Origin of the sequence: Chryseobacterium angstadtii (assembly GCF_001045465.1) — a bacterium.
GTDB lineage: Bacteria > Bacteroidota > Bacteroidia > Flavobacteriales > Weeksellaceae > Chryseobacterium > Chryseobacterium angstadtii.
Map to the genome: position 1 here is coordinate 239,584 of NZ_LFND01000007.1, position 15,200 is coordinate 254,783.

8 protein-coding genes, 7 tRNA genes and 1 other RNA gene are annotated in these 15,200 nt (G+C 36.0%); 14 read left to right on the top strand and 2 right to left on the bottom strand.

Annotated features, from left to right (window positions below; translation table 11 throughout):
* Positions 1–109 precede the first annotated feature (109 nt).
* Genes ACM46_RS20020 through ACM46_RS20035 form a run of 4 tightly spaced genes read left to right on the top strand, consistent with a single transcriptional unit; the run spans position 110 to position 7,754 of the window.
* Complete coding sequence (locus ACM46_RS20020; RefSeq protein ID WP_048508456.1) at positions 110–1,567, top strand: ATP-binding protein; 1,458 nt, start codon at positions 110–112, stop codon at positions 1,565–1,567.
* Positions 1,564–4,398 (top strand): Z1 domain-containing protein, encoded by a 2,835-nt coding sequence (locus ACM46_RS20025; RefSeq protein WP_048508457.1) that lies wholly within the window; start codon positions 1,564–1,566, stop codon positions 4,396–4,398. Before ACM46_RS20020 ends, ACM46_RS20025 begins: the two co-directional genes overlap by 4 nt.
* Before the next feature lie 2 nt (positions 4,399–4,400).
* The gene (locus tag ACM46_RS20030; protein ID WP_083997478.1) at positions 4,401–5,366 is read left to right on the top strand and encodes a PD-(D/E)XK motif protein; all 966 of its coding nucleotides are present in this window, start codon (positions 4,401–4,403) and stop codon (positions 5,364–5,366) included.
* Positions 5,367–5,369: 3 nt separating this feature from the next.
* Positions 5,370–7,754, top strand: coding sequence for an AIPR family protein (locus ACM46_RS20035; protein ID WP_048508459.1), 2,385 nt, complete (start codon positions 5,370–5,372; stop codon positions 7,752–7,754).
* 178 nt (positions 7,755–7,932) lie between these two features.
* Here the strand turns inward: ACM46_RS20035 and ssrA are convergent.
* Together ssrA and ACM46_RS20040 are read right to left on the bottom strand one after the other, a co-directional pair.
* Positions 7,933–8,331, bottom strand: a transfer-messenger RNA (tmRNA) gene (gene ssrA / locus ACM46_RS23055).
* A 151-nt stretch (positions 8,332–8,482) separates the two neighbouring features.
* Positions 8,483–12,316 (bottom strand): T9SS type B sorting domain-containing protein, encoded by a 3,834-nt coding sequence (locus ACM46_RS20040; RefSeq protein ID WP_053082732.1) that lies wholly within the window; start codon positions 12,314–12,316, stop codon positions 8,483–8,485.
* A 381-nt stretch (positions 12,317–12,697) separates the two neighbouring features.
* Between ACM46_RS20040 and rpsU the strand changes: the two genes are divergently transcribed.
* From rpsU to ACM46_RS20090, 10 genes are all read left to right on the top strand, one after another.
* Positions 12,698–12,895, top strand: a complete 198-nt coding sequence (gene rpsU / locus ACM46_RS20045; protein WP_048508460.1) for a 30S ribosomal protein S21 — start codon at positions 12,698–12,700, stop codon at positions 12,893–12,895.
* Positions 12,896–12,978: 83 nt separating this feature from the next.
* On the top strand, positions 12,979–13,866 hold the full coding sequence (locus ACM46_RS20050; protein WP_048508461.1) for a tyrosine-type recombinase/integrase: 888 nt from the start codon (positions 12,979–12,981) through the stop codon (positions 13,864–13,866).
* A complete protein-coding gene (locus ACM46_RS20055; protein WP_048508462.1) occupies positions 13,863–14,153 on the top strand; it encodes an HPF/RaiA family ribosome-associated protein in 291 nt (96 codons plus the stop codon). The genes ACM46_RS20050 and ACM46_RS20055 overlap by 4 nt, the downstream gene beginning before the upstream one ends.
* Before the next feature lie 109 nt (positions 14,154–14,262).
* A tRNA-Thr gene (locus tag ACM46_RS20060) sits at positions 14,263–14,336 on the top strand.
* Positions 14,337–14,355: 19 nt separating this feature from the next.
* Positions 14,356–14,436, top strand: a tRNA-Tyr gene (locus ACM46_RS20065).
* 86 nt (positions 14,437–14,522) lie between these two features.
* Positions 14,523–14,595: transfer RNA gene (locus ACM46_RS20070), tRNA-Gly, on the top strand.
* Positions 14,596–14,691: 96 nt separating this feature from the next.
* Positions 14,692–14,765: transfer RNA gene (locus ACM46_RS20075), tRNA-Thr, on the top strand.
* A 20-nt stretch (positions 14,766–14,785) separates the two neighbouring features.
* A tRNA-Tyr gene (locus tag ACM46_RS20080) sits at positions 14,786–14,866 on the top strand.
* 85 nt (positions 14,867–14,951) lie between these two features.
* Positions 14,952–15,024: transfer RNA gene (locus ACM46_RS20085), tRNA-Gly, on the top strand.
* Positions 15,025–15,065: 41 nt separating this feature from the next.
* A tRNA-Thr gene (locus ACM46_RS20090) sits at positions 15,066–15,137 on the top strand.
* Positions 15,138–15,200 lie beyond the last annotated feature (63 nt).

Sequence of the window (15,200 nt, forward strand, 5' to 3'; positions counted from 1 at the left end):
ATACCTACACACCTCAAAGAAGTTATAAATATATCTAACATAAATGAATAAATAATATACATTAAGGAACAAGGCTAAACTAATCAACTGTAATGAAAATTATAATTAAATGCACGAATTCAAAGCTGAAATAGCCCAACCGAATCCAAAATCGACTATAAATTCTTATCGAAGTTTTGGATATAATTTGTCTACTGCTATTGCCGACATTGTTGATAACAGTATTTCTGCCAATGCTAGTGAAATTTCGATTTCGTATAAATGGCAAGGTCAAGATTCTTTTGTTTCCATTAAAGATAATGGGGACGGAATGAATAAAGATGAATTGGTATTAGCAATGACTCCGGGAAGTAAAGACCCTGAAGATGAACGCTCGGAAAAAGATTTGGGACGTTTTGGAATGGGATTGAAAACTGCATCTTTTTCGCAATGTAAAAGATTGACCTGTGTATCGAAGCGAGTAAATTTTTCAACAGTTAAAAGGTGTTGGGATATTGATTTTATAAATGATGCAGAAGAATGGCAACTTCTTGATTATATTTCTGATTCAAATTTGTTTGAAGAAATAAATGAACAAAAGTCAGGGACTTTAGTTCTATGGGAAAAGTTAGATAGAATAGTAGGAAAAGCCGAAAGTAAAAATGAAAGTGTAAAGAATGCTTTTTACCAAGAAATGGAAAATGTGCGAGAACATTTAAGTTTGGTTTTTCATAAATTTATTGAAAGTAAAAGAATAAAAATATTTTTTCAGAATGAAGAAATTGAAGCATACAATCCTTTTTTATTGAATCTCGATCCAAAGCCTGAAATGGGATTACCTGAAAAATTTGACAATGTAGAAGTTACTTACTTTATTTTACCTCATATGTCTGAAATTGGCAAGGAAGATTATGATAAAACAGGCGGCCCTCTTGGTTGGTTTCAGCAACAGGGATTTTATGTATATCGTGGAGACAGATTATTAGTTGCTGGCGATTGGTTAGGATTGGAGAAGAAAAGAGATTATGCAAAACTTGCAAGAATAGCAGTCAATTTTTCAAATTCAAGCGATTTTAATTGGAATCTTGATATAAAAAAATCTACTGCAACACCACCGATCGAAATTAGACGGGAGCTTTTAAGGATTGCGAAAATGGCGATCATGAAATCTGCTAAAATCTATAACTGGCGAGGACAAAAAAAGGTACGTAAAATCTCGAATTCAAATTTTGAGCCTTTATGGAAGGATGAAATTACAAGAGAAGGAATAAAGAAATACAAAATCAATAGAAAACATCCGATAATTAATTCACTGCTGACGGACAATAATAAGTTAATGTCAAAGGCTTTGAAACTTCTCGAAGAAAATGTTCCTGTTGAATTAATATTAAACAACCAGAATGAAGATCCCGCTTTTCACGAATTAGAAAAACATTCAGAAACTCCGAGTGATGATTTACTGAACTTAGCTGTTGAATTATATAATATATATATTCAACAAGGTATTCCAGAATCTTTAGCCAGGCAACAAATTATGTCTTCGACACCATTTAATTTATTTCCACTAATCAATGACTATTTGAAATGAGTACATTACTGCAATCAGCAAGAGCAATATCGCATACTTTACTATCTCTACATCAAGGAGAAATTACTGATGAAGTATTGTTGAATATAATTGAGAAAACCAAAGCAATGAATATTGTTGAAGGACAAATGTTTGATGAAGATGAATTATTTGAAATTCTTCGTGCGGATTTTAGTATTGGCAAAGGAGAGATAACAATATTATCCGACGAAATTACGCCTTGGCTCAAAGAAGAAAAAGCACATATCGACTTTGAATTATGGAATAGGTACAAATTGGATATGCAAAAAAACGATCCCTCGTTTCCTGTAAATGATTTGGATGATTTCACAGATAAAATTTTGGATAAATGTGTAAATCCAAAAAAAGAAGGTTCGTGGGACAGAAGAGGAATGGTAGTTGGTCACGTACAGTCTGGTAAAACTTCAAATTATGTCGGTTTAATTAATAAAGCAACAGATGCTGGTTATAAAGTAATTATTGTAATTGCAGGAACAATCAGTTCACTTAGAAGACAGACTCAGGAAAGGATTGATTCCGGTTATATCGGCAGGAACAGTTCTGCATTCATCAGAGAAAACCAAAACAAAATTATTGGCGTTGGGAAAATTAATGTCGATACAGATATTTATTCTTTAACGTCCTCTTACTACAAAACTGGAGACGAGGGAGATTTTAGCCAATCCGTTGCGAATAGATTAAACATTCCAATCGGAAAAAATCCGGTAGTTTTTGTCATCAAAAAAAATAAAAGTATTCTTGAAAATCTTATTGATTGGTTTTCTAAAGATGTCAATGCGAAAATTATTGATGGTTCGCCAAAATTGTTTGATGTTCCGGTATTAATAATTGACGACGAAGCCGATGCTGCCTCAGTAAATGCAAGTAAAAGCATCGAGGATATCAAAACTATAAATAAATTAATCAGAACATTACTGAATTTATTTAACCAAAATACGTTCATTGGTTATACAGCTACACCTTATGCAAATTTGTTTATTTCGCAAGAACACAAGGATGAATTAATGACCATTGTAAAAAATAAAGAGTATAAAATTGGAGAAGATTTATTTCCACGAGATTTTATTATTAATATAAAAGCACCAACAAATTACATCGGTGCTGCAAAAATATTTGGATTTGAAAATCCGGATGGAGAAGAAAAAGAAGCTTTGGATATTTTCAGAGCGATTGATGATTTTGACCCACCGTTTTTCAGAACTATAAACAAATTCAATAAAGAAGACTTACCAGAATACCTTCCGGGAAGTTTAGAAAAAGCTATAAAATCTTTCATTCTTACTTGTGCAATCCGCAGATTAAGAGGACACGAAAACAAACATAATTCAATGCTTGTTCATGTTGCCTTATTAGTAAAATGGATCGACAGAGTTGCTTCTTTAGTGAATGAAAAGACGAAAGAGTATGCAAATAAAATTAGGAGCGAAGATGAAGGAATTTTACAAGAACTGAAGGAATTATATGAAACAGATTTTGTTCCAACAACAGACAATGTTTTAGAAAATTTAGATTACAAAGACATCAGAATTAAGCAACATTCTTGGGAGGAAATAAAAGGTGAGCTGAAAAAGGCAGTTTCGAAAATTGATGTTCGTTCTGTTCATGGAACTCGTTCTACAACCAATTTAGAGTATCACAATATTGAGGAAATTGATTACAACAGACACGATAATGGTTTGTCAGTAATTGCTGTTGGAGGAAGCAGGTTATCAAGAGGAATTACCCTGGAGGGATTGTCTGTCAGTTATTATTTACGAACTACAAAAATGTACGATTCTCTTATGCAGATGGGGCGTTGGTTTGGTTATCGCCCTGGTTATGTTGATTTATGCAGACTGTACACGACCGAACAGATTTTTGAATGGTTCAATCACATCACAATGGCAACCGAAGAGATGCGAAATGATTTTGATGAAATGACCGCTTCGCATCAACGCCCTAAAGATTTTAGATTAAAGGTTAGAAATCATCACGGTTTGATGACGATTACGAGTTTGGCAAAACTCAATTTCTCTACGAATATTGAAATTTCATTCTCTGGAACTAACCCACAAACTTATCAATTGTTGAAAATGAAATCGACAATTGAAAACAATTTTAAAGCACTTAATAATTTAATCTCTGTTATCGGATTTCCTGCGGCTGAAAACAGAAAGGAGAGTAGAGGTAAAATCAGATATTTATTTTATCCCAATCTTGAAATTGACCCAATTTGCGATTTTATTGATGCTTTCAAAATTGAACAACCAAGTATTAGAAATGCAACATTGAGCGATTATATTAAAGCTCAATCTAAAAATAATAATATAAGTGAATGGAATGTTTGTATTGTTTCTAATACAGATGAAAAAGTATTTATCGATTACGTTGGAAATACGCCTTTAAATGAAAGACAAGAAAAAGAAGATGTGATGACATATGATTTACATTTTAATAATGAATCAATTACATTAGGATGCAGTGTCCGTAACCAGCCTAAAATAACACGAGCAAGTGATTATTATTTAATTGCCAAAAATCAAATTGATGATCTGAAAGACAGACAAGTGGATTTATCAATAAATAGATTGAAAAAAAATAAGGAAATAAAAGAACAGAGAGCTTCTGAGAAAAAAGGCTTGCTTTTAATTTATGCCTTAGACGAAAGAGCAACACCAAATGTAAATAACGGAATTCCAATAATTGGCTACAGTCTTCACTTTCCAAAGATTGAAAACGAAGTGAAAACTTCGTACACCACGACGATTTTTGACGGTTTTGATGAGGACCCACAAGAAGACGATGATTCTCCAAATAATGATAACGAATAGATATGGTTAACATAAAATCAATTTGGGAAACGCAAAAGCCAACGGGCGACATCATTATAAAAACAAGAATTGTAGATATTCTGCATCTCAATTGCTACGCCGCAACCAATCACATCACAGGTCAGCATTTGTACATAATGTCTGTTTCCAAAAATGTGGAAATTCCAGAACTGAAAAATTATCGTTTTAAAAGTGTTGAGATTTTTCCAGTTGAAACTGAAGATTTTTGCGAACTGAATATCTATTTATTAGACAGTGATTTAAAAGATATTTTCTCATTGTTCATCCAAAATGTTCTGGAAGATATTGCGGAAAGTGTGACGGAAAATGAAGCAGTTACAAAAACGCTGAATGTTATTTCAAAATGGAAGAAACTTTTTGATAAAATTAGTTTTAATGGTTTAAGCATTGAGCAACAGAAAGGTTTGATAGGAGAATTACTTTTCATTAATCAACTTTTAGATGATAAATCGTCCTCGGCCATTTTGAACGCTTGGACAGGACCCGATTTTGAAGACAAAGATTTTGTTTTTGGAGCAACAGGAGTTGAAATAAAACTTACTTCTTCAAAATATCCAAAACTGAAAATTACCAATGAAAGACAATTAGACACTCAAAGTCTGAACGAATTGTTTTTGATTTTATACACAGTGGAAGATGTAAAAGAAAACGGTTTTACACTTAATTCTTTAATCGGCCAGACTCAACAAAAACTGGTTGCAAACATTGATGAACTCAAATTTTTCAATGAAAGGCTAATGCTTTTGGGATATTTTGATGGCGATAAAGAACATTACAACAAAATGTATTCTTTAAAGAAAATACATTCTTATTCAGTATCAGAACAATTCCCGAAAATCATAAAAAGTCACCTTCCGCTAGGTATTTACAACACCTCTTACTTTATCGAACTTTCCGCTGTAGAAAATTTTGCAGTAGAAATGGAAGATATTATCAAAAACATTTAATGAATGGAAAAAGCATTACAAAATTACATTGATGAATTAAAATCTGACGTGGCTTCATTGGTTTATTCAGACGGAGAAGGAGCTAGTTTTGAAGATAAATTTACAGAATATTGCATTGAAGTTTTTGAATCTATCGGAAAGTCTGAGGGCGCAAGAGTTTTGTCTTATATTCATCCAAATAGTAAAGGAGGAATCGATTGGAAAATCAACGGTTATTGCTTAAAGGATCAATTTAAAGATGAAAATAATAAAACGTATTTTGAGACTTTAGATTTGTTTATAACGAATTTCAGAAACGATGATTATGGTTATAGTTTTAATGACAGTAGCGTTTATGATAGAACTATCAATCAAATAAAGAAATTTATAAATGATGCTTATAAACGACATATAAATTACATAGACCATTCTCATTCGGAGCTACACGAATTAATTAAAATAATTGAAAAGCAAGGGAAAGATTTTGACAGAATTAATATTTATCTTCTTGTAAATGGCTTCTCAGAAATAGAAAAAAACAGAATAGAGATCAAAGGTGTTGATGTTGATGTTTTTGTCCACACTTGGGATATTGCAAGATTGTTTAAAATAAACGAAACTAACAGTGTCCACGAACCGATAGAAATTGAGTTTGAGAAATTTACTGATGAAGGAAAGGGGTTGCAATGTCTGCAGGTTCCGAGCATCGACGAAATGTATGATTGCTATTTGGCAATAGTTCCTGGTGAAGTTTTAGCCAATTTGTATAAAGAATTTTCAAATGAATTGTTGGAAAGTAACGTTCGTGCTTTTTTAGGTCAAGCCGGTAAATTCAACAAAGGAATTCGGGATACTATTCGTGCAAAACCCCAAATGTTTCTTCCTTATAACAATGGGATTACTGCTACAGCTGAAAGTGTGGTAACACAATCAGTCGACGGGCAAATGATAATTACCCGACTGAACGATTTTCAGATAGTAAACGGCGGACAAACAACAGCTTCCCTATATCATACTCAAAAAAAATATAAGGAAGCGGATTTGAGTAAGATTTTTGTTCAGATGAAGCTCACTGTTATCAAAGATAAGGAACAGAAAAATATTGAAGTTCCTAATATCTCACGTTATGCTAATAGTCAGAATAAAGTTTCTGAACTGGATTTATCATCTAACAACCCTTATTTTGTTCAGATTGAAAATTTATCAAGGAAGAAATATGTGGTAAATCCCCAGAACAAAAATCAATCACTTCTATGGTTTTTTGAACGGGCAAATGGGCAGTATCGTGAAACGCTGAATAAGCAAACACTCAGCCAGCAAAAGAAATTTAAAGAACAAAATCCATCTCAACTGAAATTTGTAAAATCTGATGTGGCCAAGTTTATAAATCTCTGGGAATTGGAACCGTATTTTGTATCTCAAGGTTCACAAAAGAATTTCATCCATTTTACAAAAAAAATAAACATATTGGTCAGTAAAAATAAATTGCCTGGCGAAAATCTATACAAAAAACTAATTGCTAATGCTGTTTTATTCAGATCCGTTGATAAATTATTCGGTCGAAAGAATGTTGATGCAATTGGAGATACCAATTTGAAATCTTTTACAGTAGCTTACACAATTTCGTATTTTCACTATCTCACAGATAATCGATTAGATTTATGGAAAATTTACGAGGATCAGAAAATGGATGATGTTCTCATAAATCATTTCAAAAAACTTCTTGTTTTTGTGTATGATCATTTGATTAGGGAAGCTAACAACAGTTTGATTTCCGAATATGCAAAAAGAGAATCTTCTTGGAATAAATTGAAAGACTCGCCTTATAACGAAGATTTAAAGAAAATTGTTGCGGATTATTTAATTTCACCTGAAGAAAAAGAAAATAGAGAAAATGAGAAGGAAGCGGATACCAACGATGAAGAAAATAGACTTTTTATTGTTAGTGAAATTCACAAATTTGGTTTAAAGTTTTGGGATGGTTTGTTTATATATCTCGGGAGTAATTCCTTGGATGGTTTCATTAGAAATTCAGTTGAAGAAGTTTTAAAAAATATTCAAAGAAATAAAAACCTTCTGCCAAGAGATATAACAGTTGGTAGAAAAGTCATTCAGTTCTTATCAGAAAATCCATCGTTTTATGAGGAAATGAAGTCTTTGTCAAAATTTGAAAATCAAGAATCCGTAGAAATAAAATTTATGTTTGACCGATTAAGACTTCTGTCAAAAGATGATTGGAAAAAGATAATTGATTTGGCAAATCAAACCAATATTTTTACGATTCCTGAATTAAGTAATATAAAATCTATACAATCCACATTGGTGAAAAATGATCAGATAAAAGAACAGTCTTTGATGAAAGCCTACGAATCAATAAGAAAATTGAAACGGTTTGGGATCAACATCTAACTCGTGATAGTTTAAAATTAAACATATTATTACGATCTTTTTTAGTTTAAAATTACTTGCTGCCACCAATGTAACCACCAAAGTGATGTCTAATGGAAGTAAACTACTTATAAAAAACCCTCTATATCTTTGATATAAAGGGTTTTTAGATTTCAAAAGGTTTTACAACCTTTCATCTCGGTGGAGTTGGAGGGATTCGAACCCTCGTCCAAACAAGCAATACATAAGCCTTCTACATGCTTATTCTACCATTGATTTTCGACTGAAGGCAGAGGGCAGACACCCAACTTCCAGCTTATCTTCTGAAATTTTCGAGTTCCAGCCAAAGCATCTGAAACCTTATTCCCGCATTCCTATATCTCAGGATCAAACGCCGCAGAACAGAGCATTTGTGAGATATCTTGCTTCCTTACTATCTTCAGGAAAACGCTTGATCTACTATACTTCGATATTAAGCTGCAAGAGCGAACTCTTCGTTGCCAGTTAAAGTTGTGTAGCAAGGGATTAAAGAGATCGCGCTACGGTTCTCTGCATGCTTACTTACCCATTGATCTTGCTGTCGAAACCAGTCAACCCCATGAATAAAGTGAATGCAAAGATAGACTTTTTTGTTTAAATACAGCGAATCTCACCATTTGCTTTAAAAAAATAATGGAATGGGGTGCTGTTGAATATTAGAGCTGTAATAAAAACTGCCGGCTATACTATGGCCGGCAGATGAAGATGTATTAGTCCCTGTTTTTTAGTAAGATCCATCCCGATATTTCTACCGGTTTTTTACTGATTTTGTCTTCCCAGAATAATCTGTACCAATACGTATCGGAAGGAAGAGGTCTGCTCAGGTATTTTCCGTCCCAGATAGGTGTTTTGGTAGTGACTTTGAAAACGGATTTTCCATACTTGTCAAATATGCTTCCCTGGAAATTTCCATATTTACTGATCTCGCTGAAGTCAATGACGTCATTCTTACCATCGCTGTTCGGAGTGATTACATTCGCCATAAAGAAGGTGTAGTAAGTGGTGTTTGTTTCGCACAATGCGCCTCTGTTCCTTACTTTAATAGGGTATTGAGTGTTTCTGAGAACATTGGTGAATATATTCGATGACTGCCAGGTGAGGCCCCCGTCAATAGAATATTCGGCAGGAAGATTTCCGCTGTTTTTTATATTGATCGTTAATGTATTGTCTTTAAAAACAATATTTAAAATTTCAGGAGTCACAATGTATTTTACAGTGGCGGTAAATACCTTTGAACATACTCCGTTGCTTATGGTTACGCTGTAAATTCCTTCAAGCTCCACGTTGATGGTTCTTGTGTTGGCTCCGGTACTCCATAAATAAGTATAGTTCGGCCCTGGTCCTGCATCCAGTATTGATTTGTCACCCTTACAGATTTCAATATCCCGTAATGTGGAAACTATTTCAGGAACTACGGTAATGGTAATATTCGCAGGAGCCTGAGCAGGACATCCATTGGCTCCTGTTCCCGTTACGGAATAAGTTGTTGTGGTGGTAGGTGAAACAGTCTGGGTATTTCCATTTCCTGCTAGCCCTGTCCAGGTGTAAGTTGCTGCACCGGCTGCGGTAAGAGTTACAGATTCTCCAAGACAGATGGTCAGTTTAGGAGAAGTGACAGTAATCACAGGAGGAGTGGTGTTTTTTATAACATTGACGGAGGCTTGCGCTACACAACCTAAAGGAGTTGGGCTGGTAATAGTAAGAGTATAGGTTCCGTCATTGCTTACTACAGGATTTAGCGTATTAGCCCCTGAAACAATGACACCTCCATTGGAAGCAACCCAGGCAAATGTAGAGCCTGGTAAATAAATGGAGTCGGTTGCATTTAAGGTAACCTGTGCATTGGTGCAGGTGATCTGTGCGGGAGGTGCAATATTAACAATAATAGCGGCATCCATAACTACCGTAACCGATTTTTGATATTGACATCCCGCAGGAGTAGTAACGGTAACAGTATAGTTGCCGGGCGCGTTAACGTTGTTGGCAGCTCCATTAACCCCGTTTGACCATGTGAATGTATTTCCGGCTCCTTGTGCAGAAGCAGTCAGAACGGTTGCAGAACCCTGGCAGAAAGTAAGATTTCCTGTAATGCCTACATTCGGATCGTTTTCTGCAGAAATTGTTATAGACGCCGGAGTACTGGAGCATGCTCCGCTTGAGCCTGTTAAAGTATAAGTCCCCGGTGCTGTAATGGTTATCGTTTGTGTTGTAGCTCCTGTAGACCAAGTGTTTCCGGTAGCATTGCTGGAAGTTAGAGTCACATTTCCTCCAAAGCATATCGTCATAGATGATGCTGTTATGGTAGGCACCGGAAATTGGGTAACGGCAAGCTGTAATTCAGCAACCTTGAAGCAGGTTGAAGATTTCACCCGTACATAAACCGTTGTATTTCCTGATGTATAAGCTGTTGGATTGGCAATGGTATTCGTATTGCCTGCTAGAGCATCTGCTTGATTTAAATAATAATCAAAGCTCACATTCGCTGTGGTACTGATATTGGGTTGTGCTGAAGTAAGATTAAAAGTAGCCGTAGCTGAATTGGAGCACTCACTCAAATTCGCATTCTGAATAGCAGGAACTACACCTTGTGTAACGGTTACAGACTTGGTGTATTCGCAGTTGGCGGGTGTTTTTACAGTTACGGTGTAAATTCCGGGAGCTGTAGGTGAAATGGTATTTCCTGCCGCTCCTGTGGACCAGGTGTACGTATTTCCTGCTCCGCTTGAAGAAGCGGTCAGTTGGGTGTTGGCTGCATCGCAAAGTAGTAGATTTCCTGTGATATCTACATTGGGATCAGTCTCTTGGGTAATGGTAACAGCGGTTTGGGCACTTGTGCATGTGCCACTCGTTGCCGTTAAAGTATAAGTTCCGGCAGCGGTTACAGTGATGGTCTGTGTTGTGGCTCCTGTAGACCAGGTATTTCCTGTAGTGCTGCTGGACGTTAAAGTAACGTTTCCTCCAAAGCATATCGTTGTAGAAGATGGCGTAATGGTAGGAGTTACAGCTTGAGTAATGCTGAGTTGTAATTCAGCAACTTTAAAGCAGGTTGAAGATTTTACCCGTACATAAACTGTAGTATTTCCGGAAGTATAAGCCGTAGGATTAGCGATAGTATTCGTATTGCCTGCAATTGCATCTGCCTGGTTGGCGTAATAATCAAAACTTACATTGGCAGTGGTGCTGATATTGGGTTGTGCTGAAGTAAGGTTAAAAACAGCCGTAGTGGTATTAGAACACTCGCTTAGACTTGAATTCTGAACTGCCGGAACTTCGCCCTGTGTTACCGTTACAGATTTGGTGTACTGGCAGTTGGCAGGTGTTTTTACCGTTACGGTATAAATTCCTGGAGCGGTAGGCGAAATAGTGTTTCCTGCTGCACCGGTAGACCATGTGTATGTATTTCCAGCTCCGTTTGAAGAAGCGGTAAGTTGTGTTGAGGTTGATTCACAGAGTACTAAATTTCCTGTGATATCTACATTGGGATCAGTATCCTGAGTGATGGTAACGGAAACGGGTGTGCTTGTGCAGGTTCCGTTGGTGCTCGTTAAAGTGTAGATTCCGGGAGTTGTTACAGTGATAGTTTGTGTTGCTGCACCTGTAGACCAGGTGTTTCCGGTAGCATTATTAGAAGTTAAGGTGATGTTTCCACCCGGGCACAAAACGGTTGCCGATGGGGTGATAACAGAAGTAATACTCTTATCTTTAAATACAATAGCATTTGTCTGCTTACAGCTATTGATTGTACTGCCCGTGTTATTGGGGTCATGATAATTAATGCTGTAATAATAAGTGTTGGTTGTATTGACGGTAACCGGAGTTGTAATAGGATTTGTTCCCGTTGCAGCATTATTGGCATTGTTGAAATAAGTAACGGTAAAATTTGGGTTCCCGTTTAATATTCCTGCGGATAAAGTGCTGAAATCATAAAGTGCAGTCGGTCCGCAAATGCTGATTTCTCTTGGTGCGTTGGCTCCGTTTCCTGGATTTCCCGGTGGAATGAACGGATTCGGTGCTGCCGTTGAATTATTGAAAGGTGAAACAAAAGTAGCTGTTCCTCCCCACGTTAAATTAAATGTAAAGACAGTAGGCGACCAGTTGTCCAAATACAGATAATAAGTCTGTCCCGCTACTACATCCATGTATCTGCAGTAAGGATCCGTATTTCCGCCGGCCGATGTTGTATTCGTGTTCGTCATATTCATGCCGGTACTTGTCAATGCACCGGAAGCATTACAACGGATAGGAAATCCCAGATTATTACAGGTTGCATTGGGACCATAAATTGCCCAGTCATAATCCACAGGTCCGGTTGGGGTAAGATTGAAGGTGAGTGTGCCGCTAGTTGCAATAGTGAACTTGTACCAGACGGAATGATGTTCTCCCGACAGGCATCCGCCAACATTTTCGTTAATATTTCCAATACCGGATGGGGTATAGTTGATATTGGAATTTCCACATACAGTAATAGCGGAATTGCAGTCTTCCTGAGCGGATAAAGACTGATAAAGTATAAATAAAAAGAGAAAGAGTAGTTTTCTTGCCATAATTAATAAGGGGGTATAAAGAAAAAATTATTTCTATGCTGAATGAAGAGAAAATGAAAAGAAAAGCTTTTCTAATGGGGTAAGGAGAAGGTTGTTAAAAAAAGATTCATTTTCAGGGTTTTCATAGCAGTCTGGTTTTTAGGATTTTAATAATCACAAATCTAGTTAAAATAAGTTTATCGTAATTAAAACCGCGTTTACTTTAATTAAAATTCTATTTTTAGTTAAAATTATAAATGAAATATGTTAATTTCACTTATTGGATCGTTGTTTTAATAATTGATTAAGTTGAAATAGTATCAGGAAAATTATTTTTAAACAATATAATTTGTGGATTAATGAAAAAATGTTAACTTTGCAATCCAAAATGAGATGTAAAATATGTTAATAATTCCAGTAAAAGATGGGGAATCCATCGACAGAGCTTTAAAAAAATATAAAAGAAAATTTGATAAAACAGGTACAGTTCGTCAATTAAGAGCTAGACAACAGTTTATTAAGCCTTCTGTAACTTTAAGACAAGCTAGACTGAAAGCCGCTCACAAACAGAGAGGGCTTAGCAAAGAAGAGCAGGCTTAAGATTTTTCTTAACCACATACTAAATTCACTTCTTAAATATTCGTATATTTGAGAGGTGAATTTTTGTTTTTATACCCTAAGTGATGTTAGATAAGTATTTAGAATATTTACAATTCGAAAAGAGGTATTCTCCTCATACCATTACAAGCTACAAAAAAGACCTTGACGATTTTTCTCATTTCTATCTCAAAACAGAAGGATCGGAAGATATTTCCAAAGCAGACAAAAAAGTCCTCAGAAATTTTATCGTAGAACTAAGTGAAAACAACATTTCAAAAAGAAGTATCAACAGAAAATTATCTTCCCTGAGAAGTTTTTATTTATTTCTTTTAAAATTAGGGGAGATCAAAGTTTCACCCGCAGAAAGCATCTCCTCACTTAAGTTTTATGCTGAAAAACAGATCCCTATCTCTCAGGAAGAAATGCAGACACTCAGCAATCGTGTTCTTGCAGAGCACTGCGATATTCTCGAAAAGTGCATTGTTGAGGTTTTATACCAGACAGGAATTCGTAAAGCAGAGCTTTGTGGCCTGATGTTTGAGTATGTTAATTTAGGCGGAAATGAGTTGAAGGTAATAGGAAAAGGAAATAAAGAACGCTTTATTCCTATTTCTCAAGACCTTTCAGATCTGCTCAGAAGTTATCTGGAAATAAGGCAACCCGAAAGCCAACATCAATCATATTTTTTTGTGAACAAAAAGGGTAAAAAACTCTCCGAAAAATTTGTTTATGTGGTAGTTAATAAGTACCTTAGTCTGGTAACAACGAAAGAAAAAAGAAGTCCTCACATCCTTCGGCATAGTTTTGCTACGCATGTTTTGGATAATGGGGCGGAGATCTCCAAAGTAAAAAAAATATTAGGGCATTCAAGTCTTGCCAGTACTCAAGTCTATACGAATGCCAATATTGAACAATTGAAAAAAGTGTTTAATCAGGCTCATCCAAGAGCATCTAAAAAAGAAGAATTATGAAGATCACAGTTCAATCAATTGGTTTAACTCCACACGAACCACTGGAATCACACATTGACAAAAAAGTAAGCAAGTTGGAAACCTTCTATGATAAAATTCAGGAGTGCAAGGTTTTCTTAAAAGTTGAAAATAACTCAGATAAAAGCAATAAAGTAGCTGAACTTATTTTAGCGGTCCCGGGTGACGATATCGTTGTAAAAAAGACATCCGAAAGTTTTGAAGAAAGTTTAGACCTTTGTGTTGATACAGCTAAAAAGCTACTAATCAAGAAAAAAGAGATGGCGTAAGAAAAAAAGATAAAAAAAGTCATAAAAAAGTTTGAGAATTCAAAAAATCCGTTCTATATTTGCACTCGCAAAAAGGGAACAGCGATCTTTTGAATTCTTTTTTATATTTGCCTCCATAGCTCAGTTGGCCAGAGCACGTGATTTGTAATCTCGGGGTCGTGGGTTCGAATCCCTCTGGAGGCTCTTTTTAATATAAACATGAGGGGAGATTCCAGAGTGGCTAAATGGGACTGACTGTAACTCAGTTGCTTCGGCTTCGTAGGTTCGAATCCTGCTCTCCCCACATTTTATATTATGAAAAAAACTTGTGTATCTAAAGGATTTTTCCTAGATTTGCACAGCGTTACCAATAATTTTGGAAACAAAATTGCGGAAGTAGCTCAGTTGGTAGAGCGTCAGCCTTCCAAGCTGAATGTCGCGGGTTCGACCCCCGTCTTCCGCTCAAAAAGTATCACTCTGTCTGAGGGTGATTTTTTTTTCACAGCTGAAAAACGTAGAGTAGATTTTCTCTAAAGTATTCAGTTCACTTTTTAAAATTGCCTCCATAGCTCAGTTGGCCAGAGCACGTGATTTGTAATCTCGGGGTCGTGGGTTCGAATCCCTCTGGAGGCTCAATTTTAATATAAACATGAGGGGAGATTCCAGAGTGGCTAAATGGGACTGACTGTAACTCAGTTGCTTCGGCTTCGTAGGTTCGAATCCTGCTCTCCCCACATTTTATATTAATAAAAATCTTGTGTATCTAAAGGATTTTTCCTAGATTTGCACAGCGTTACCAATAATTTTGGAAACAAAATTGCGGAAGTAGCTCAGTTGGTAGAGCGTCAGCCTTCCAAGCTGAATGTCGCGGGTTCGACCCCCGTCTTCCGCTCAAATAAAATCATGCTAATCAGTGTGATTTTTTTAGTTAGTGCCGACTTAGCTCAGCGGTAGAGTGCTTCCTTGGTAAGGAAGAGGTCACGGGTTCAAGTCCCGTAGTTGGCTCTCAAAATTTCCCGGATTTATTTCGGGATTTTTTTTTGCCCGAAAGTTTCCCTAAGAATAATG

What these genes read in the sequence shown, in the direction of transcription:
- ACM46_RS20040 (WP_053082732.1), bottom strand. Translation starts at nt 12,316, where the DNA reads ATGGCAAGAAAACTACTCTTTCTCTTTTTATTTATACTTTATCAGTCT.
- ACM46_RS20050 (WP_048508461.1), top strand. Translation starts at nt 12,979, where the DNA reads ATGTTAGATAAGTATTTAGAATATTTACAATTCGAAAAGAGGTATTCT.
- ACM46_RS20030 (WP_083997478.1), top strand. Translation starts at nt 4,401, where the DNA reads ATGGTTAACATAAAATCAATTTGGGAAACGCAAAAGCCAACGGGCGAC.
- ACM46_RS20035 (WP_048508459.1), top strand. Translation starts at nt 5,370, where the DNA reads ATGGAAAAAGCATTACAAAATTACATTGATGAATTAAAATCTGACGTG.
- ACM46_RS20020 (WP_048508456.1), top strand. Translation starts at nt 110, where the DNA reads ATGCACGAATTCAAAGCTGAAATAGCCCAACCGAATCCAAAATCGACT.
- rpsU (WP_048508460.1), top strand. Translation starts at nt 12,698, where the DNA reads ATGTTAATAATTCCAGTAAAAGATGGGGAATCCATCGACAGAGCTTTA.
- ACM46_RS20025 (WP_048508457.1), top strand. Translation starts at nt 1,564, where the DNA reads ATGAGTACATTACTGCAATCAGCAAGAGCAATATCGCATACTTTACTA.
- ACM46_RS20055 (WP_048508462.1), top strand. Translation starts at nt 13,863, where the DNA reads ATGAAGATCACAGTTCAATCAATTGGTTTAACTCCACACGAACCACTG.